The organism is Protofrankia sp. CiP1_Cm_nod1, assembly GCF_920888515.1.
Taxonomy (GTDB): domain Bacteria; phylum Actinomycetota; class Actinomycetes; order Frankiales; family Frankiaceae; genus Protofrankia.
Genome location: NZ_CAKKTM010000260.1, coordinates 1 through 18,755 on the forward strand (window position 1 = coordinate 1; position 18,755 = coordinate 18,755).

Sequence of the window (18,755 nt, forward strand, 5' to 3'; positions counted from 1 at the left end):
GGCTGGGCCCGCCCGCCGACCGCGGCCGCCAGCAGCAGCGCACCCGGGCCGACCGGCGCCGGATCGGCGAACGGAGGCGACCCCGCCCCGAGCCGGGCGGCCGTGTCACGGATCAGCTCCCGCAACGCCGTCACAGTGCCCGCGGTGGGACGGCCGAGCGCGCCGGCTTCCCGCAACGGACCGACCGGCGGTGGCGCCGGCCGTCCCGTGGCGTCACCCGCCGGCCGGCCTGCGGTGTCAGCGGCCCAGGCGAGCACCCGGCACGCGGTCGTCTCCGCGTTCATCCGGTGGTCTCCCAGTAGGGGGTGAGCACCATGCTCTCGCCACCATCCCGCGTCCTTCTTGCACTCCTTGTACCTCTTGTATCTCCTGCGCTTGTTGTAGGTGCGCTTGTCGTACTTCCGTCGTCGGCGGTATCGGCGGTATCGGCGGCCTCCGCGTGGTAGAAGCGCAGCACCCGATCCCGCGGGTCGTCCCGGTCGATGTTGACCAGGCCGGCGACCTGCCAGAGCCGGCGGAACGTGGTCGTGTGCAGCTCGACGTCCACCGACGACAACCCGATCTCGCCGGTGGCCGGGAACAGGTGGGTGTGGTACCAGCCGACGAGCCTTTCGTCCCGGCCGCGGCCGGCCAGCTGCTCGTTGATCCGCAGGAAGCTCTCGCCGGTGAAGGTGAAATGCAACAGGGACGCACCGGTCCGCTCCGCCGCGATCGCCGCCGTGATCTTCACGAGGTGGCTGCCGGGACGGTCCGCGTCACGGTAGACGTGACCGGCGAGAAAACCGCCTTCCTCCACCTCGGCCGAGAACTCCGTCCGGCGTTTCAGGGCGTCGGCGACGTCACGGTCGATCACCACCGTGACTCCCGGCGCAGCCGTGGCCGTAAGCATGGCACCAGCACGGACGCCGGCACCGGCGTCTGCGTCTGCGCCTGCGTCGGTATCGGCGTCACGGTCAGCCACGGGCAGCACGACATCCACGTCAGGTATTTCAGCGGGTATTTCGGCGTCGGGTATCTCGGCGTCCGCGCCGGACATCTCGGCGCCGGATATCTTGACGTCGGCACCGGGTGTCCTGGCCACGTCGGCGACGAGATCGGCGAGAGTCGCGGCCGGGGGGCCGGGCTCGTGGATCTCCTCCAGATGGAAGGCCCGGGGACGGCGGGAACCCACCGTCACCTCAACCCGGCCCTCCACCTGCGGGGCGGGCCGGACCAGGGCCACCCGGTCGAAACCGGGGCCGCGGATACCGAACCCCCAGTGCTTCTCCGCCGGGATCTGCTCGGCGAGCAGCCGCTGCAACGGCCGGGCGATGATCTCCCGGACCGAGTGCGGATGCTGGTAGAGCAGCCGACCGTCCCGGACGATGCGCACCCGCACGTAGCCGTGACTCGACCGGAGATTGACCACCGAGGGGCTGCCGGCCAGCTCGGAACGGTCCGCGACCGGCAGGAACAGCAGCTCGAAGCGGCTGCCGACCAGAGCCTCACCCAGCACCCGCTCGAAGACGGTCTGCAACAACGGGACGAGCGGTACCCGACCGACCCGGACGTAGTCGTCGGTCCGGTACAGCTCGACCTCGGTGCTCCCGGCGCTCATCGTCCGTCAGCCCCGGCCCCAGCCCCGGCCTGCGGGTCGTCACCGTTTGCCTCGACGCTTTCGACGACGTTGCGGTAGGTCGCGCGCTGCCGCGGCGTCTGGGACAGGACCCGCCCGCCGATCTCGGCTATCCGACCCTGGTTCGTGACGACCCATTCGGCGGCCGCCCGGTCGTAGTAGTTGCCGCGGACCTCGGGCCGGCCGAAGGCGTCCAGCCGGCCGCTGTCCTCCAGCAGGCTGTAGTTACGGAACGCGGCCATGTCCACCAGGATCTGGCAGAGCTCACCGAAGTCCAGGGACGGCCGGTAGGACTCGGCCAGCGCCCCGAGGCACACCAGCCCCTGCTGGGCCTCGTGTTCCCGGGCCTGGTCGCAGTCGTAGTTCGGGAACACGTTCGGATGAAAGACCGGCGTCAGCCAGAACACCAGCGGCGGGGTTTCCGGGAACTCCGCGCCGAGCTGTATCAGAACGACATGCCGATCGACGGTGATCGGATCGTCACCAGGTGCCGCGCCGGGCCCGAAACTCGGCTGGACGAACTCCAGCTCGTACTCGGTGGGCAGCAGGCTGGAGTTCGCCCGCACCTGGAACCCCGGATGCGCCCGCGCATAGGCGACGATCTGGTTGCGGACGCGGTGCAGCGCCTCCTGCCTGTCCTTCGGGTTGAGCGCCCCGGCCCGGGCCTCGACGCCGATCTGCATCCGGGAGCTGTCGCGGATACCCGCGTCGTGCAGCGTGTCGTCGGCGTTGAGCCGCTCCCTCGACCCGTCGGGCGCCACCTTGTCGACGACGACGGAGCGGGTCGCGTCGGTGAAGGCGGGCGGATACTCGTCCATCACCGAGGTGGCCACATCGCTGACGGTCTGTTGGGCGGGGGTGTCACGCAGCCGGAACTGCCGGCCGTCCGGCCCGCCCACGTACAGCGTCCGGAGCACGTAGTCGGGCGCGCCGGGCGAGACGACCGTCCACCACAGGTCGGTCCCGTCGAGCCGTTCCCGCACCGCCTCGGTGTCGATGCTGCCGACGCGGTAGGAGATGGCGTGCCGCGTGGACCAGAACTCGTGCGGCCGCAGGCCGAGACCGGTCAGGATCTCCCGGGCGTGCCGGCGCTCGGTCTCCGAACCCGCCTGCACGATCACATGACAACTCTGCGCCGGCCCCTCCTCGACCGCCGGCTCTTCCTCCGCCATCGGCCCTTCCTCCGCCGCCGGCCCTTCCGCAGCTCCCGCCTCTTCATCGGCCCCCGTCGACCGGGCCGCGCTCTCGGTGCTCCCTGCGCTCCCGGTGCTCCCGGCGGGCGGCTCCGAGACCGCACCGTTCAGCTCACCGGCGCCGACATGCTGCTGACTGCCCAGATAGGCCACGTCGAGCCGCCGGAACACGGGATTGCCGGGGAAACGGCGCCTGGCCGTGCGCAGCAGCCTCCGGTAGGGCGTGCCCTCGACGGTCCCGGCGCTGAGCTCGACGAAGATCTGGCTCCACCACTGCTCCGGGTTACCGCCCAGGAGCACCGGACGGTACGCGAGCGGAAAATCGATCTGGCTGAGGACGATGGAGGCAGCGCCCTCCGTCGTATAGACCGCCGCGAGCTCGTCCCGGAAGTCGTCCCGGTCATCCCGGCTCAGACGGATGTCAGGATCGTCACCCGCCACCATGCCGACATCACCGCCCGCAACCGGTGCCACCGGATCCCTCCCCCCGCCTCCGCAGCGCCGGCATCACTACAGGTTGCCCCGGTTACGCCGTAACGTAAGCGTAGCCTCCACCACAGCCACGACAACGCCCCCACTCCGGGAAGCACCCCCAACCCGCCACCCACAGCACCGCCCAACACCCGGCAACGACACGACACCGCCGCGTCCGGATGCGCACTTGTAAAGGTGAACCGGGGCAGGCTGCCTCCCGGATGTCTGTTGACGGGTGGACGCGTCCTCGTCAGAGCTCCGCCGGATCATCCCAGTTGGCGCTGAGATCCCGCACGACGCGCTGGAAGTGTTCGGTGTCCTGGTCCTGCTGGGCATGCACGACCGCGGTGGCCTCGGCGATCGCCCGCAGGACCTCCGGCGTGGCCTGGTTTGCCGCGAACCGGAGCAAGTGGAGCAGGAATACTCGCAGACTACTTGATTCGATCCGCGGTATCGACTGGCCGGAAATTTCACTGATAGTGGTCAGCCATTCCCAGCGACTGACCGGATCGCTGGTGAAGCCCATCCGCTCCAGCGTGTCAACAAGATCGAACCGTTCTCGCTGGGGAATACGTCCGCGACGGCCCGGCTGCGCGGCCGGGCCGGTGGGCAGCGATTCCTCTCCATTCTGGCCGCCACCCCTGGATCGCCCGCCCTCCTTAAGCGGCAGGAACGAAACAGCCTGCACATCTTGATCTTTTTGCAGGCCCGCGACCTGTGAAGACGCTCCCGTGAATGCTTTTGTTAGTTCATCACGACCCCTAAGATCACCGACGCCGACATGCTGCTGACTGTCCAGATAGGTTGCGACGAGCCGCTGGAACACAGCGTTACCCGGATAGCGTCGGATGGCCGCGCGCAGCAGCCTCCGGTAGGGCGCCTCGATGATCCCGGCATCGAATTCGAAGAAGATCTGGCCCCACCACTGTTCCGAGGTGCTGCCCTCCCGGCCCGGGAGGCGTACCCGTGGAAATCCGATCTCATCCAGGACGATCGCCGCGGCGCCCCCTGTCGAGAAAACCGTGGCAATCTCGGTCAGGAAATCGTACCGATCACGCTGGCTCAGACGGATGTCGGGGCCGTCGGCCGGTGCTCTGGGTGCGTCACCGTACGCAGTCGGTGCCACTGGAAGCGCTCCCCCTCGGTGGTTGTCTGAACGGTCAGGATCTCCCCGGGGGCGATTCCGAGGTCGTGCAGGCGCAGGGCGGGATCGGCGTCGCGGAGCCGTTCGCTGCGCCGGAGCCGTACGGCCCGTCCGCAGCGCCGGCACCGCGGCGGCTGTCCTGGTTGTGCCGGTTGGTGTGGTTGTGCCGGTTGGTGTGGTTGTGCCGTGAGGTGAGCGTGGTTCTCGCCACAGTGATGGCAGCGTCCCGGGAGGGGGAAGGCCGCCCAGGCCAGTGGTTCCGCGCCGGCGGGCAGGGCTTCGAGCAGGTCGCCGACGGTGGCATGGTGGTCGAGCGGCAGGGGGTGGACGGGTCCGTCCAACGGCCGGTGGTGCGGGCAGTCGGCGTCGCGGGTCAGGGTGACCGGGGCGGTGTCGCCGGTGGCGCCGTCGATCCGCAGCAGCCGGTACCGCGGCGGGCTGCCGAACAGGACGCGCAGCGCGACCAGTGTTATCCACCCGGCGACGATCGACGTGGACACGATCGACGCCGGCTGCGGGCCGTCCGGCCGGATCTCGGCGCAGCTCCACGGCAGGTCGGACTCGCCGCGCTGATGCGCGGTGAGCGAGCAGCCGTAGCAGGCCTCGGCCGGGTCCAGCCGCAGCCGGACCTCCCCGCCCCACGGGTGGGTGCCGCCGTCCACGAGCGCCGCGCCGACCAGCGTGGCCCGCCCGAGCAGGCGTAGCCGGGCGCGGCGGCTGTCCAGGCAGCCCAGGACGACCCCGGCGTCGGACAGCTCCCCGAGCCCGACCCCGGCGACCAGCTCGGCCGGCCGGGTCTCGACGGTGACGTCCGGGGCGATCCGGGACAGGGCGCCGGCCGCGGCGGTGGCCTTCGGGCGTCCGACGTCGTCCGGCCCGAGCAGCACGGTGCGGCTGAGGTTGCTCGCCGCGACCGTGTCCGGGTCGCAGAGGATCAGCCGTCCGACGCCGGCGAGCGCCAGGTTCTTGGCCACCTCGTTGCCGAGCGCGCCGACCCCGACGACCACCGCGGTGCTGGTGGCGAGCCGCTCCTGGTCCCAGTCGGGGATCAGCCGCTGCCGGGCGTAACGGTCCGCTGACGGTGAGCTCACCGATCCGCCCCGGCCGGGGCGTCCGCCAGGTCGGGCGTGGCGCGCACACGCTCATGCCACCGATCCGCCCCGGGCGGGCCGTCCGCACCTGGTTCACCGGCACGCGGGGCGCCCGCGTACACGACATCCGTGTGTGGGCCGCCCTCGGGTGGCTGGCCGGCGGGTGGGCCGCCCGTCCGCGCTCCCTGGGCCGTGCTCACCGGGGGCGGTGGATGTACGCCGCCCTGGGGGACCACGTCCGCCCGCGTTCCGTGGGCCGTGGTCACCGGTCCGCCACCCGGTTGAGGGTTACCGGGCAGTGGGTGAGCCCGCCGTCGGGCCGCCAGTCGTCCCAGCAGGTCAGGCCAGCGACCGGGTCCCGGTGCACGGCCGCCACGCAGACCTCGCGGTACATGCCGCACGGGCAGACCACCACCTGCTCGCCCGGCCGGAAGGTGTGCCCGCAGACCAGGCAGCCCGCGGCGTCCAGCCCCGGACCGGGCCGGGCGACCTGGGGCGCGTGCGCGGCGAGCCGGACGACCGGTACGTCACCGGCCGGCGGCCAGGCGACGAGCAGGCCGGCGGCGAACGCGGCCAGCTCCTCAGCGTCCCCAGACGCGCCGTTCGCGCTGCTCCCGTTCGCGGTGCTCCCGTTCGCGGTGTCCTTCCCGGCGTTCCCGGTGCCCTCCCTCGCCCCCTTCGCCGCGTCCCTCGAGGTGTCCCGCGCGCTGGCTCCGCCGGACGCCGGGTGCCGGGCGTCCGGTGTCCCGTCGGCGCAGCGCAGCGCCGGGTCGAGGTGGACGACCGCGGTGGCGTCGCCGATGGCGGCGTCCGCCCGCAGACGGACCCGGTCCCCGCGGCGGAAGGTGTGCCTGCACCGGGCGCACCGCAGGTGCGTCCACCATGACTCCGAGTGGGTGACAGCGGCCCGGCTCCCGTCGCGGCCAGGCGGGCCGTCGTCCGCACGGCCCATCGCGGCGCCGGACGGTTGCGGGTCGAGCCCCGCTTCGACCCCGGCGTCGAGCTCAGCCGCCTCGTCGACGCCACCCACACCGGCCCCGCCGCCCTCACCCACACCGGCCCCACCGGCCTCACCCACGCCGGCCCCACCGGCCTCACCCACGCCGGCCCCGCCGGCCTCACCCACGGTGGCCCCGCCGGCCTCACCCACGGCGGTATCGGCAGCGGCGGGCTCACCGGCGGCATCGCCGGCGCGGCCGGCGCGGCCGGCGCCATCGACATCGTCCGCGTCGGTGTCCGCGGGGCCGGAGCTCAGCCGCACAGCATCTGCTCCGTGGCGCCACCGCCGAGGTCGGCCAGCAGCGCCTCCAGGACGGCCGGGCGGAACGCGTCACCGAGGATCTCCACCCCGGACCCGGTCACGGTGATCCGCACCCGGACCAGCCGGCCATCCGGATGATCGTCGTATTCGGACGCGTCGATGAGGTCCGGCAGGGACTCGACGAACGACGGCCCCTCATCACCGGCGGACGCCACCCGCAGGCCGCCGGCCGGCCCCTCGACACCTACGGGCTGCGCGGGCGCGGCCTCAACCGCGGCCTCGGCCCTGGCCTCGGTCTCAACCGCGCTCCCGGCCTCGGCCCGCAGAGGACCCCTGGTCGTGACGGGCCCGGCGGCCGGCCCCTCGAGGCCCGGCACGGCCTCAGCCGTCAGGGGGCTCCCGCTCCCGTGGCCCGGCGGGGCCGTCGGCCTCTGCGCCGGCTGTCTGGGCTCCTGCACCGATCGTCCCCCATCGTCCCGGGACCGGCTGCCCGCAGTGCGGGCAGCGGCCGTGCGTGACCGCGGATTCCAGCGTCTCCCAGATGCCGCGTCGCACCAGCACGGTGTCACATGTCGGGCAGCGGGTCTGCCGGCCGGCGTCGCCGAGGGCCCGTTCGACGTAGACGAACCGCAGGCCGGCGTCCCGCCCGGCCGCCCGCGCCGCCGCCAGCGCCCGCGGGCTGGTCGGCGGCGGCCGGCGCATCCGGAAGTCCGGGGTGAAGCGCAGCAGGTGCCAGGGGATGCCCGGGTCGATCCCGGCGAGGTGGCGGGCGATGGCGCGCAGCGCCTCCGGCTCGGCGGACACCCCCGGGATCAGCGGTGTGGAGACCTCCACCCACACGCCGGCGGCGCGCAGCCGCTCGACCGCGTCCAGCACGGGACGCAGCGGCGCCCCGGTCAGCCGCCGGTGCGCGGCCTCGTCCGCGGCCTTGACGTCGATGTTCACCGCGTCCAGCGCGCCCGCGACCAGGTCGATCGCGGACGCGGTGAGGAAGCCGTTCGTCTTCCACACGATCGGCACGCCCGCCGGGGCGGCGAGGGCCGCGAGGTCGAGGGTCAGCTCCGGGGCGAGCCCGGGCTCGGCGTAGGACATGCCGAGGGACGCGCCGGCCGCCGCCGCCCGCTCGACCAGTTCGGCGGGCCGCGCGGGCCGGCCCGTCCAGGTGACGCCGTCGACCTGGCCGTACTGGGACAGCCGGTGGTTGACACAGTAGTTGCAGCGGAACGAGCATCCCGGCCCGGCGATCGTGAGCACCCTGCTGCCCGGCCGGACGTGGTACAGCGGCTTGCGCTCGATCGCGTCGAGGTGCTGGACGGCGAGGGCGTAGGTGGCGGTCTCCAGCACCCCGGCGTGGTTGCGCCGCACGGCGCACACACCGGTCTCCCCCGGCCCCAGCTCGCACCCGTGCGGGCACAGCAGGCAGCGAATCCGCCGGTCACCCGCGCCGCCGGCCCCGGCCGCGCCTCCGGCGGACACGTTCTCCCCGGACGGGCCTCCCGCGGACGGGCCTCCCGCGGGCGGGCCTCCGACGGGTTCGCCGAGGACAGCCGCCCGCCACACCGGCCCGCGCGAGCCGTCAGACACGACGCGTCCCAGACGTGTACGGCTGGTGACGATCCAGGTTGCCGGCCTGGTTGTGGGGGTGAGGACGGCGTAGGGCATGTCGTCGGTGGCAGGGCCGCGCGGGGTGGGGCACCGCGGTGGGACAGCTGTCGGTGGCGGTTCTCGTCAGTGGCCGGGGAGGGTCGAAAGCGGCGTGGTCAGCCCTGCCATGCGTTTCCGGAGGAAACATTCCGGTGGATACCTCCAGCCGTAGGTGAAAAACGTCATGGCAACAGCGTTTTCCACCTACGGGTTCCGCGGCCGTAGGTGGAAAACGTCGGATCGGTAGCGGTTTTCACCTACGGCTTCCTGCGTTGTGGGGGTGAGGAGGGCGTGGATGGCGGCGGCGAGGGCGGCCGGGTCGGGATGGGGTGGGAGGTGACGGTGGTAGCGGTTGTCGGGGCTGTGGCTGTGGCCGTGGCCGTGGGTTCGGGTGGGGCCGCTGGTCTGGTTGTGGCCGGTTTGGTGGGTGTTGCTGGTTCGGTTGTTGGTCCGGTGGGGGCGGGTGGGGGGCTCGTCGCCGGGGGTGTGGGTGGTCAACAGGCGCAGGTGGGGGCCGAGCGGGAGGGGGTGGTCGTCGGGGAGGTGGTGGTGGGTGAGCAGGACGGTGGTGGGCTGCGGGGTGTGTTCCGCGGTGCGCAGGGCGGTGGCCAGGTCGGGGGGATCCAGGGTGCGGCTGGTCCAGATGGCGGCGAGGTCGGCCGGGCCGGTCAGCGGGAGCGCCAGGGCGGGCTGGTCGAAAGTGATCAGGGTGGGGTGGGTGCCGGCGTGCCAGAGGGTGGTGGTCAGCAGGTGCGCGGTCAGGCGCAGGAGGGTTTCGACGGGGCCGTAGGTGGGTGGGCTGGTGTCGAGGATGATCGTCACAGGGTGGGGTGGGAGTGTGGGGGTGGTGGTGTGGTGGCGGTAGAGCAGGTCGCCGCGGGCGAGGCGGAGGGTGAACAGGTCGTCGGGGAGAGCGTGGTGGGTGGGTAGCAGTGCGCGAGGGGTGCCGTGATGGGTGATGCCGGTGCTGCCGGGAGTGTGCGTGCTGGTGATGGCCTGCCCCGTTCCGGCGGTGGTGAGGGCGGTGACGGTGAGCAGCAGGGTGTGCTGGTAGGTGGGCAGCGGCGGCATGGCCGGGGCGCGGCCGCGCAGGCGGAGCGGGAGGGTGGGGTCGGTGGCGACGGCGTCGGGGCCGACAAGGCCGAGCAGGCTGGCGAGCTGGGGGGTGATGCCGGCGGCGGCGGTGAGCCGGTCGAGCTGACGGGACGTGAGAGGTGCCGCTGCCGGGCCGGGCGGGCTGCGCAGGGCGACGGTCAGGGCGTGATGCTGATCGATCGGGGTGCTGCCGGCCGGGGGGATGGCCCGGGGGCCGGCGGGCAGGTCGGCGGCGAGCAGGGCCGCCAGCCCGACACGGGCGGCCGGCGGCCAGCCCAGCGCCCGCAGCCGGCCGACCCCGGGGTGGGCGGCCAGGGCGCGCAGCCGCGGGTCGTACAGCGCAGGACCGTCCCCGCCGGGTGGACGCCCGGGGGTGCCACCGTCCGCCGGACGTCCCGGGGCGCCGCCCAGCGGATACGCCGGCCGGGCTGGCGTGGATGCGGCGCCGGTTGGGCGAGAGGCGACGCCGGTTGAGTGAGAGGCGACGCCGGTTGGGCGAGAGGCGACGCCGGTTGGGCGAGAGAAGGCGTGAGCCCCTGTATCGGTGGCGATGGCCGCCTCGGTGGTTTCCCCGTCGCCGGTGTCGGCGGTGCCGCTACCGGCGCCGCTTACGCCGTTACGGCCGCTGCCGATTATACGGCCGCCAGCAGGGCCACCACCGACAGTGGTGGGATCGGTGCCGACGGGGGCGGCGATGGGCTTGCCGGTGAGGGTGACCAGGTCCGCGAGCAGGGACAGTGGGGGCCACAGCCCACCGGCTCCCAGCAGGACCAGCCCGGCCGCCGCGGTCCGCAGCGCCGCCGCGGCCGTGCCCACAGCCGCGGGCACCGAAGATATGACCATGCTGGACGATGTGCCCGTGGACGATGTGGCCATGGTGGACGCCGACAGGCGCGGCACCTCCACCGCCCGCACCGTGGCGTCGCCGCCGCCGGTGGCGAGCAGGAGCCGGCCCTCCCCGCCGACGGCCCACGCCACCGACCAGACCGGGCCGGGATAGCCGGTGAGGGTGCGCAGGCAGGTGCCGCCGACCGGGTCCCACACCCGCACCGTGCCGTCGAAGCTGCTGGAGGCGAGTAGCGGAGCCCGGCCGTCACCACCGGCGGCCCACGCAACCGAACCGACTCCGTCGGTGTGGCCGGTGAGGGTGTGCAGGCAGGCACCGCTGGCCGGATCCCACACCCGCACCGTGCGGTCGCCGCCGCCGCTGGCGAGCAGGAGCCGGCCGTCCCGGCCGGTCACCCACGCCACCGTGTCGACCCCGCCGGTGTGGCCGGTGAGAGTGTGCAGGCAGGTGCCGGTCAGGGGGTCCCACACCCGTACCGTGCGGTCGTAGCCGCCGCCGCTGGCGAGCAGGTGCTGGCCGTCCCGGCCGGTCGCCCACGCCACCGAGTTGACCCCGTCGGTGTGGCCGGTGAGGTTGCGCAGGCAGCTGCCGGCGAGGGTGTCCCACACCTGCACCGTGGCGTCGCGGCTGCCCGCGGCGAGCAACGGCCGACTGTCACCGCCGGTCGCCCACGCCACCGACATGACGCTACGGGTGGGACGGCGGGTCATGGTGTGCAGGCAGGCGCCGGTGAACGGATCCCACACCCGCACCGTCGTATCCTCACTGCCGGTAGCAAGCAGCAGCCGTCCGTCGCTGTCGGTCACCCACGCTACCGACCAGACTCCGTTGGCATGGCCGGTGAGGGTGTGCAGGCAGGTGCCGGTGAACGGATCCCACACCCGCGCCGTGGCATCCTCACCACCGGTGGCAAGCAGCAGCCGCCCGTCCCGCTCGGCCGCCCACGCCACCGACATGACCGGGCCGGTATGGCCACCGGTCAGGGTGGTCGACGATTCGGCGACAGCGACATCACCTGGCGCCCACGGCTCGTCCCGCCGGGGAGCTGGTTCGGCCGGCCGCGCGTCGTCGGACAGGGGTGAGACCCTCGCGGGATCACCCGTGCGGCCCACGGTGCGGGCATGTGTGACCGCCCAGGCGCGTAGGGCGGCGTCCACGGGCGGGGTGGTGCTCGCCTGACCCGTCGGACCATTCTCCCGCTGCTCGTCCACGCCGCCTCGCCGCCCCGCCAGTGCTGTCGCCCGCCGACACCTGCCGACGTCGCCCCGCGGCGATCAGCGTAACCCCGGCGCATGCGGATCAGTTCGGTCAGCCGGCCGCCGGCGGCTGACCGCGACCGGCCAGCGGCCCGTGACAGCCTGGTGACGGTGCACTGTCAGCGGTCCCGGACGGTGATGCCTGCCAGGATCAGGTGGAGGAAGCGAGTGCTGCCGTCCCTGTCGGGCAGTGCGTTCTCCCGTACCCATGCCGCGCCGCCGAGCAGGTCGAACAGTTCCTCGGGGGTGAGGTCCGCGCGGACCCGGCCGGCGTCCTGAGCCGCCCGCAGCAGCTCCGCCCCGCAGCGGTGCATAGCCATGCACACGGCATGTGACGGTGTGCCCTCGTCGTACATGCTCTGCGTCAGGATCTCGACCAGCCCCCGGAAGGTGCTGAAGTGCTCGATGGCGTTGGCCATCCAGTCCGTCAGCGCGTGGAGCGGGTCGACGCCGTCGGCCCGCATGCCCTCGGCGCGCGCGACAAGCGCCTGCAGACCGTCCCTGGTCGTGGCCTCGACCAGACAGGCCCGGGTCGGGAAGTGCCGGTAGAGGGTGCCGATGGCGACCCCCGCCTGGCTGGCGATCTCCTCCAGTGACGCGTCGGAACCGGCGGCGTCGAACGCCTTGCGCGCGGCGCTGAGGATCGCGTCGTAGTTGCGTCTTCCGTCAGCCCGCTTGGGACGGTGGGCGATGTACGGTACGGCGCCTCCCATCGGCCCTCCTCTCGCGTCTCCCCGCTGGCAGCCTGAGCATTTCTCATGTTGGGAGCGCCCGGCAACAGGGATCCGATCATCAGTCGAGACAAACAGGGCGATCCACGACGTCGGGATGGCAGGGCCACCGGTCCACACGGCCACGCAGCCGGGCGGCCACGCAGCCGGGCGGGAAAGAAGTCAGACCTGTCCCGTCACGGCATAGTCGAGACTGTCGTTCAGGATGGCGTTCTGGAGTCGGCGCATCGTCTCACCGGGCTCGAGCCCGAGCTCGTCCCGTAGTACCCGCCGGGTGTGCTGGAACACCCTGAGCGCTTCGGCGCGGCGGCCCGACCGGTGCAGCGCGAGCATCAGCTGTTCCCGGAAGGCCTCGTGCAGCGGGTGCTCCTCGACCCAGTTCGTCAGGTCGCCCACCAGCTCACGGTGGCGTCCCGTCCGCAGCAGGCAGTACGCGATCGACTCCAGGCATTCCAGCCGTATCTCCTCCGCCCACCGTACGAAAGTGGTTGTGGTCGCGCCTCTGCCGATCCCGGCCAGCACGGGCCCGCGGAAAAGCCGCGACGCCGCGGTGAAGCTGACGAGCGCCCGCTCCGGATCAGGCATGCGGTTCTCCCGCCCGCGGGCATGCGACACCCGTAGTTCGCAGGTGTCCAGCAAAGCCTCGTCGACCGCGAGCAGATAGCCCTGCGGGTGCGTTACGATCACCGCGTTGCGCACCCTGAAATGGGCGAACATCTTACGTAGATGAGAAACGTAGACGTGCAGTCCGGCGCGCGCCCGGCGGGGCCGTTCCTCACCCCAGATCTCGCTGATCAGCTCCTCGGAGAAGACCGGGCGGTTCGCGCGGATGAGAAGCACGGCGAGCAGGGTCTCGATTTTGGCCGCGCTGATCGTCCTCGGACCGTCCCGGTCGCTCACCAGTTGGAGAGGGCCCAGCAACTCGAATCTCACGGCTTCTCTCACGACTTCCACAGCCCTGTCCTCTGCCGGATGAAGCCCCGTCCCGCGCGCAGGACGGGACGGATGTGGATGACGACGGTGCGGCGGGCCGGAGCCCGCTTCGCCTGACGCGGCACCAGCGGCGTGGTCGGGATACATGTGGGCGGGGTATCCGTCAGGCTCTCTCGCCGGCGAGCTCGGGCCGCGTGACCGGCTTCCTGGCACCGGTCAGCCCGAACACGGCCAGCGCGAGCGCTGTCGCGGTGTAGCCGACGCCGACGTAGAACGCGATCCGGTAGCCGTGGACGACGTCGGTGGCGGTGCCGGCCGTGCCGGCGGTCGCGGCGCCGAACACCGCCACCAGGATGGCCAGCCCGATCGAGCCGCCCAGCCGCTGCGAGACGTTGAGCACCCCGGCGGCGGCGCCGGCGATGCCGGGTTCCACGTCGGCCAGCGCGATCCGGGTGACCAGGGCGAACTGCAGCCCGATGCCGGCGCCGAAGAGCGTCATCGGCCCGAGCACGGCCGCGAGGTAGGAGCTGTGCTCGGTGATCCGGGTGAGCCAGACGGTTGCCGTCAGAGTGGCGGTCGCACCGACGATCAGGACGGGTTTGGCGCCGAACCGTTCGGACAGCCCGGACACCAGTGGGAGAACGCGAAGATCCCGATGCCCCACGGCACGAACGCCAGCCCGGCCTGGAACGGGGTCAGCCGCAGGATGTTCTGCAGGAACTGGGTGACGAAGAAGAAGATGGCGAAGATCGACCCGCCGAGCAGCAGCAGCAGGTTCGCGCTGACCCGGTTGCGGTTGCGGAACAGCGCGAGCGGGGTCAGCGGCGCCTCGGTCCGCCGCTCGACCGCCACGAAGGCGACCAGCAGCAGCACACCCACCACGGTCAGCGTCAGCAGTTCGGGCCAGCTGCCGGACGAGCTGCGGATCAGGACGTAGGTCAGCGCGGTGACCCCGAGGGTGGACAGCAGTGCCCCGGTGACGTCGAAGCGTCCGCCGGCCCGGTCCGACTCACGGATATGGACGGTCGCGAGCGCCGCGACGAACACTCCGATCGGCACGTTGACGAACATGGTCCAGCACCAGGAGGCCCATTCTGTGAGCACGCCACCAAGGATCATCCCGACCACGCCGCCGGCCCCGGACACCGCGCCGTAGACGCCGATGGCCCTGGCCCGGGCCGGCCCGGCGAAGTTGGTGGCGATCAGAGCGAGCGCGGTCGGTGACGCGACCGCGGCACCGACGCCCTGCAGGGCCCGCGCGGCCACCAGCGCTCCCGCGTTCGGCGCGAGCCCGGCCAGCAGCGAGGCCAGGGTGAACAGCCAGACCCCGGCGAGGAAGACGCGTCTGCGTCCGAGGATGTCCCCGGCCCGCCCGCCGAGCAGGAGCAGCCCGCCGAAGGTCAGCGTGTAGGCGTTGAGCACCCAGGACAGCCCGGTCGGTGAGAACCCGAGGTCGAAGCGGATGTCGGGCAGCGCGATGTTGACCACGCTGGCGTCGAGCACCACCATCAGCTGGCTCACCGCGATCGCGGTGAGGAGCAGCGCCGGCCGGCCGCGCGGAGCCGAGCCGGTGGCCTCGGCGGCAGCGATGGTGGTGGGCGCGCCACTGGGCGAGGCAGCCATCAGCCCTCCGTTGGCAGTGAGACGTCGGCAGCGGGAAAGGACGGGAGAGGTTACGGAAGATCGGAGGAGACCCGAGGCCGGTGGGGACTGCCGGGCGCTGGCCGACGAACGCGTGTTCGTGCCCGCCCACCGGGTGCTGCTCGGCGTTCTGGGCCGCGCGGCCGGGCGGGGCGAGATCAGGGCCGAGCTGGTCACCGACCTGATCGCGCTCGGCCTCGGCGGCCTGGCCGGCCCAGTAGCGCAGCCGGTAGAACTCGCGCGCGGGCACCGGCGCGAAACGCCACGCGGCCGGGTGCCAGCCGGCACCCTCCAGCGCGACGGCGAGATGAAGCGGAGCGTGACCTGCCACGGCTCACCACACTTTCCGGGTGTCTCTGGCACCACCACCGGTACGGCCACCGGAAAAAGATCTCCTGATACCGGCACGTCGATACGGTCGTGGCGGCTGGTAAAGGCGTGCGCGGCACTCGGGAAAAGCCGACACGGCAGTGCCCCCACCAGACAACACGGCCTCCACGAAAGCTGACACGAATAACGCGGCCGACACCGGATCCGGTCTTTTACGCGGCCTGCGACTGGGCGGATCTTACAGTCGGCCGAAGAGCCGGACAAGAGGCCTGGCGGGCGACGTGGCCATCATTTTGGTACGGCTTTAGAACTGTTCTGGAACACGTAATACAAAAGACAACGGAACAGCGGTACGGTGCTGGGCGGGGCCGCCCCTGAAAAGGCCGCCCGGCCCAGCAGCCCACCAGCCCACCAGAGCCAGTCGAGGAGCTCGATTGACCGCGCTGTCCGTGCTCGACCAGGGGCCGGTAGGCCGCGACACCGGCCCACGGCAGGCCATCCACGACTCCGTCGCGGTGGCGAGGGAACTCGACACGGCCGGCTACTCCAGGTACTGGGTCGCGGAACATCACGGCACCGCCAGCCGGGCGGTCTCCGCGCCGGAGGTCCTCGTCGGGGCCGCCGGACGACGTGCCGCTGCCCCCGGTGTACCTGCTCGGCTCCAGCGCGTCCGCCGCGCGGACGGCCGCCGCTGTCGGCCTCCCGTACGCGATGACCGCCGGCTTCCGCGACCCGGCCCTGGCCGTCGAAGGGCTGCGGCTCTACCGGCAGCGGTTCACCCCGACCCGCGACGGCGATCGCCCGTACGCGATCGTGGTGCTCCGGGCATGGGTCGGTGACGACCGGGAGCACGCCGAGGCGCTCGCCGCGCCGGAGCGGCTGGCCAACGTGTGGCAGCTCGCCGGTGCCGCGGCGGCGCTGGTACCGGTGCGCGAGGCGCTCGCGTACCGGTTCAGCGAACCGGAACGCGCCGTGCGGGACCGTCTTGACCTGCGCTCGGACCTGGTCGGCGCGCCTCACGGCGCCGCAGCGGTCGAACGTCCCGGCGTGCCGGCCCCGGCCCCGCGAAGCCGCACGCCCATGGACGAGAAACAGCCCTCACGATGCCGGCTGGGGCGCGGCTTCCGCCTCGGCCGTCCGCGGCCGGGGTGGCTCCCCCACCGACCAGCCCGGCCGTTCGGACGGCGCCCAGCCGTCGTAACGGAATCCGCCGAACCGGGTTTCCCAGCGAATGGCGAGCTCCGTCGGGATCTCGCCCGCGACCTCCCGCAGGATGCCGCGGCGGTCCGCACCGGGGGCGGCCAGCGCCCGGACCAGGCCACGCACCATCCTTGACGGCCCGATCACGTGCTCGACCTTCCGCGTCCGGTTGAAGGTGTCGCTGAAGTCCGGCCGGCCCTCGCCCCTGTCCCCGAACGTCCGCAGAACCTCGCGGATCAGCGCGGAGGGAGCATCCGGACGGGACTCCCGGTTACCCCAGTGATAGCTGCTGCGTGTGTCGTCGTCCCGGTTCTTCTCCCACGCACGGAGAGCTCTGTCGAGCGCAGCCTGATCGTCGAGGACGGCGTTGGCCGCCTCGCCGAGAAGCCGCCCGTGACGCAGGGCGTCACGCTGTCCCTGACCTGCGACAGGATCCTTGAAATGCCCGGAGTCACCCGCCAGCGCCCACCCGGGTCCGCTTGACCGCCGGTAGTAGGAGGCCAGTTTTCTGGTCGACCGGAGCTGGCTTACGTTCTGGGCGCCGCTGATCCGCTCCGCGACCTCGGGCTCCTCGGCGACGGCCTCCTGCCAGAACCGTTCACCGCCCTGCTGGAAACGGGGAATGTCGTCCGCCGGGGCCATGAACACCACGAGCAGGCGTCCGCGTGGGCTTGACGGCAGAGTCAGAACAATGCGCGGGCCACTGCGGTATATGCCGTAGATCTCGTGGTGGATCGTGTCCACCGCGGGGTCGTCCATGTAGCGGAAGGCGAATCCCCGCCCGTTCTTCGACCCCCGATAAGGTGTCCAGGCGCCGACGGCCGCCGCGGTCCTGGACTGCCTGCCGTCCGCACCGACCACGAGCCTGGCCCGGATTTCGTACTTCCGCCCGTCGTGCCGGTAGCGCACACCGACGGCTCGACCGTTCTCCCAGAGCACGTCCTCGAACACGGATTTCTCACGTACGTCGGCACCGGCCTCGCGGCAGGCGGTGACCAGGCACACGTCCTGGTCGTACCGCGGAACGCAGACCCCGTAGTCGATCCCGTCCACCGTGGCGAAACGCTCACGTAAACGAATATCGCCGACCGTGACACCCAGATAACGGGCCTGCGCGGGGCCGAGCTTCAGAATGTGCGGCAGCGCGCCCATGCGTTGCAGTTCCGACACCCCGCTGGGTACCAGGACGTGCGTCGACAGCTGATCCGACGGGAAACTCGTCCTGTCCAGCAGGATCACTTTTCGCCCGGCCCGCGCAAGCGGCACCGCCGTGGCCGTACCGGCAAGTCGCGCGCCAACAATGACGACATCGGCATCTTCAGCACCCGTCAGGGTCACAACGCCTCCCAAGGCATGCGCTACGCGTCCGACCATAATCTTCCGTGCTCTGGCACGCTCCCCTCATAAGGGTCAACCTGGTGCCTCCATCGGGATAAAATCCCTCCGGAGAGGCCCGTTCACCCGCCCCGGGTGAATCTCGGTCGGTCACGCCCGGTCGACTGGCCGAGTCGACTCGCCCTGTCAACTCGGCCAGTCGATTCGGCCAGTCGATTCGGCTAGTCGATTCGGCTAGTCGATTCGGAAGACACCGAACTCGATCGCGCCGTTGACAAGACGCCCACGGCCGACGAACACACGGCGCTGCAGCCAGGCGTATCGCTCGTCACCGGTCTCGAACCGAAGGGTGATACTCAGATACTGGTCGGTGTGGCTGGTCGTGCCACCGGTCTGTAACGCGGTCCCGACGGCCTCGTTCATCTCGACGAGGCCGGTGTACTGGACGTAGATGGTCGCGTCGTCGTCGGTACGCCACAGGCCCCGCACGTCGATACGCCCGAAACCGTCCAGGCCGATGAGGACCCAGTCGCCGCCGCTGTCCGCCAGCACATCGGCGTTGATCCGCCTGCCTGTCACACGGCCGCCGGCGAAGCCGAAGAACAGCCGGGTTCCGAAGGGACCGGTTCCGACCGCCAGCGGCGGACTGAGCTCGGCCCGATAGACGAACTCCTCGGCGACGGTCAGAGCAGCGTCCAGACCAGCATCGGTGGCGGTCTCGCTCATCGTTCTCCTCAGGGTTGTGAGTACTCGTGCGCGGACAGCGGACGTGGATGGTGTCTGCTGGCCTGGCCCACCGCTCGCGGGAGACGTTCCCGAGTTCGCTCGAGCGATCGCTCCCCAGGCCGGCGTCGACCCCCGCGACGGGAACCCCGTGGACGAGCGCCGTGCTCACGCGACACGGATGACCAGCGGATGACCATCCGATCGGATGGATCTCAGGTGGCGCCAGGCAACGCTTTGAT

General features: G+C 71.9%; 15 protein-coding genes and 2 pseudogenes. 2 read left to right on the forward strand and 15 right to left on the reverse strand.

The features are described 5' to 3' along the window. The 13 genes and pseudogenes from NBX02_RS12010 to NBX02_RS12070 all read right to left on the reverse strand — a co-directional run. Positions 1-284 (reverse strand): annotated as a pseudogene (locus tag NBX02_RS12010) (hypothetical protein); the annotation flags it as partial. Next, entirely contained in the window at positions 281-1,597 is a 1,317-nt protein-coding gene (locus NBX02_RS12015) for a JAB N-terminal domain-containing protein (RefSeq protein ID WP_250286735.1), read from the reverse strand. The gene NBX02_RS12015 and the pseudogene NBX02_RS12010, both read right to left, overlap by 4 nt. Further along, a complete protein-coding gene (locus NBX02_RS12020) occupies positions 1,594-3,282 on the reverse strand; it encodes an effector-associated domain EAD1-containing protein (RefSeq protein ID WP_250291355.1) in 1,689 nt (562 codons plus the stop codon). The genes NBX02_RS12015 and NBX02_RS12020 overlap by 4 nt, the downstream gene beginning before the upstream one ends. A 250-nt stretch (positions 3,283-3,532) precedes the next feature. Further along, complete coding sequence (locus NBX02_RS12025) at positions 3,533-4,408, reverse strand: effector-associated domain EAD1-containing protein (RefSeq protein WP_250291357.1); 876 nt, start codon at positions 4,406-4,408, stop codon at positions 3,533-3,535. After that, positions 4,345-5,517, reverse strand: coding sequence for a ThiF family adenylyltransferase (locus NBX02_RS12030; RefSeq protein ID WP_250291359.1), 1,173 nt, complete (start codon positions 5,515-5,517; stop codon positions 4,345-4,347). Before NBX02_RS12030 ends, NBX02_RS12025 begins: the two co-directional genes overlap by 64 nt. A 262-nt stretch (positions 5,518-5,779) precedes the next feature. After that, positions 5,780-6,778, reverse strand: coding sequence for a hypothetical protein (locus NBX02_RS12035; RefSeq protein ID WP_250291361.1), 999 nt, complete (start codon positions 6,776-6,778; stop codon positions 5,780-5,782). Beyond that, positions 6,769-6,993, reverse strand: a complete 225-nt coding sequence (locus tag NBX02_RS23120; protein WP_445548390.1) for a radical SAM-modified peptide, FtsH ternary system-associated — start codon at positions 6,991-6,993, stop codon at positions 6,769-6,771. The genes NBX02_RS12035 and NBX02_RS23120 overlap by 10 nt, the downstream gene beginning before the upstream one ends. A 166-nt stretch (positions 6,994-7,159) precedes the next feature. Next, entirely contained in the window at positions 7,160-8,362 is a 1,203-nt protein-coding gene (gene amrS / locus NBX02_RS12045; RefSeq protein WP_250291363.1) for an AmmeMemoRadiSam system radical SAM enzyme, read from the reverse strand. A 264-nt stretch (positions 8,363-8,626) separates the two neighbouring features. Beyond that, complete coding sequence (locus tag NBX02_RS23125; RefSeq protein ID WP_445548389.1) at positions 8,627-11,575, reverse strand: hypothetical protein; 2,949 nt, start codon at positions 11,573-11,575, stop codon at positions 8,627-8,629. Positions 11,576-11,739: 164 nt separating this feature from the next. Beyond that, positions 11,740-12,333, reverse strand: coding sequence for a TetR/AcrR family transcriptional regulator (locus NBX02_RS12055; protein ID WP_250281332.1), 594 nt, complete (start codon positions 12,331-12,333; stop codon positions 11,740-11,742). A gap of 180 nt (positions 12,334-12,513) precedes the next feature. Next, a complete protein-coding gene (locus NBX02_RS12060; RefSeq protein WP_250281334.1) occupies positions 12,514-13,284 on the reverse strand; it encodes an AfsR/SARP family transcriptional regulator in 771 nt (256 codons plus the stop codon). 163 nt (positions 13,285-13,447) lie between these two features. Next, entirely contained in the window at positions 13,448-13,915 is a 468-nt protein-coding gene (locus NBX02_RS12065) for a hypothetical protein (protein WP_250281336.1), read from the reverse strand. After that, the gene (locus tag NBX02_RS12070) at positions 13,873-14,907 is read right to left on the reverse strand and encodes an MFS transporter (protein WP_250281338.1); all 1,035 of its coding nucleotides are present in this window, start codon (positions 14,905-14,907) and stop codon (positions 13,873-13,875) included. The genes NBX02_RS12065 and NBX02_RS12070 overlap by 43 nt, the downstream gene beginning before the upstream one ends. A 112-nt stretch (positions 14,908-15,019) precedes the next feature. Between NBX02_RS12070 and NBX02_RS12075 the strand changes: the two genes are divergently transcribed. Then, positions 15,020-15,433, forward strand: coding sequence for a hypothetical protein (locus NBX02_RS12075; protein WP_250291366.1), 414 nt, complete (start codon positions 15,020-15,022; stop codon positions 15,431-15,433). A 452-nt stretch (positions 15,434-15,885) separates the two neighbouring features. After that, positions 15,886-16,260, forward strand: a pseudogene (locus NBX02_RS23130) (LLM class flavin-dependent oxidoreductase); the annotation flags it as partial. A gap of 93 nt (positions 16,261-16,353) precedes the next feature. On the opposite strand, the gene NBX02_RS12080 reads toward NBX02_RS23130, so the two are convergent. Together NBX02_RS12080 and NBX02_RS12085 are read right to left on the reverse strand one after the other, a co-directional pair. Continuing rightward, positions 16,354-17,793, reverse strand: coding sequence for an NAD(P)/FAD-dependent oxidoreductase (locus NBX02_RS12080; RefSeq protein WP_250281341.1), 1,440 nt, complete (start codon positions 17,791-17,793; stop codon positions 16,354-16,356). A gap of 231 nt (positions 17,794-18,024) precedes the next feature. Then, complete coding sequence (locus NBX02_RS12085; RefSeq protein WP_013873759.1) at positions 18,025-18,516, reverse strand: DUF3237 domain-containing protein; 492 nt, start codon at positions 18,514-18,516, stop codon at positions 18,025-18,027. Positions 18,517-18,755: the final 239 nt, after the last annotated feature.